The organism is Streptococcus equinus, assembly GCF_900104225.1.
Lineage (GTDB): Bacteria > Bacillota > Bacilli > Lactobacillales > Streptococcaceae > Streptococcus > Streptococcus equinus_D.
Genome location: NZ_FNJK01000020.1, coordinates 1 through 1074 on the forward strand (window position 1 = coordinate 1; position 1074 = coordinate 1074).

Sequence of the window (1074 nt, forward strand, 5' to 3'; positions counted from 1 at the left end):
AATTATCAAACTTTGCGCTATTCTATTTTTGAGGCAGGGAATCCTCATGAATGGGAGACCCGCATTGATTACGATAAAACAAAACAAGTTTATCAAGTTTATGCAACAATGGATCGCGCTTCAGTGAGGGGAAAATACGAATTTGTAGATTTTAATTCAGCAAAAGACAAATTTATCGAATTATTAGATTTAACAATAGAAATAAATCGATGGAAAGTTGAAGATGGTAAACAGCCAATATACTACTCTCCACTTTGGTCTGATTACAAACCGATTGAAATGTTTACGACAGTTATTGACTATTGCGACATTGAAGATGGAAATTTAGAGCTCATTATCCTTGATGAAAATCAGTGGGAAGGAACTTCTGAAAAAGAGCATTTACAAAAATTAGAGGAAAAACTAAATACTTATCTCGAATACATTGATGGAAAATGCTATGTTTCAAAATGTGGAGAAAACTTTGATAAAATTATTATCCAAGTTGGTTTCAGACACCATCCTAGTGAAAATGGTATGCGATTCATGAAAAAACAACAACAAAATCTTTCCGAAAGAGGAATTATTTTAGAAATTGTGCTAAGCTAAATGAATAACCTCGAGACGCATTTTGCGTCTCTTTCTATGAAATCTGCTGATTTCTCCTACTCCTTTTAGTAATGTCAATTTCGCTAAAAGCATCAAATCTGTTGACAAACAAATCACACAACAAGAAAAACTAGCTAAAGAACAAGCTGAACAAAAAGCCAGAAAAGAGTGGGCTAAACAGCATCCCGTGGTGGCCTGGTTACAAAGTCAAGCAGACTTAGGCGCCAATTTCTTTGAAGGAACTCGTAAAACATTAGAAAAACAAAACTGGGACTTTTTTGGTAGACAACTTGACAAATCGGTAGCTCTGACAGCCTTAGGTTTTGTCGATGGTGTTTGTAAAACCATTGACCAACTAGCCCTTGGCGCTGCTCAACTTGGCCAACTAGCTTTCGAAGGAATTGAATGGGGTGGAAATACCTTATTTAAGCAAAAAACACCTCAATGGGTTGAAGCCGATGTGACTGGTGCTTGGAACAATGTGAT

The 1074-nt window shown here is 36.2% G+C and carries 2 protein-coding genes; both read left to right on the forward strand.

Going from position 1 to position 1074, the window contains the following annotated elements; translation table 11 throughout:
- Positions 1–588 (forward strand): Imm59 family immunity protein (locus tag BLP98_RS09280; RefSeq protein WP_074483005.1); only part of this gene is annotated, 588 nt, incomplete at its 5' end.
- A 190-nt stretch (positions 589–778) separates the two neighbouring features.
- Positions 779–1074: hypothetical protein (locus tag BLP98_RS09285; RefSeq protein WP_142349380.1), on the forward strand; the 296-nt coding region annotated here is incomplete at its 3' end.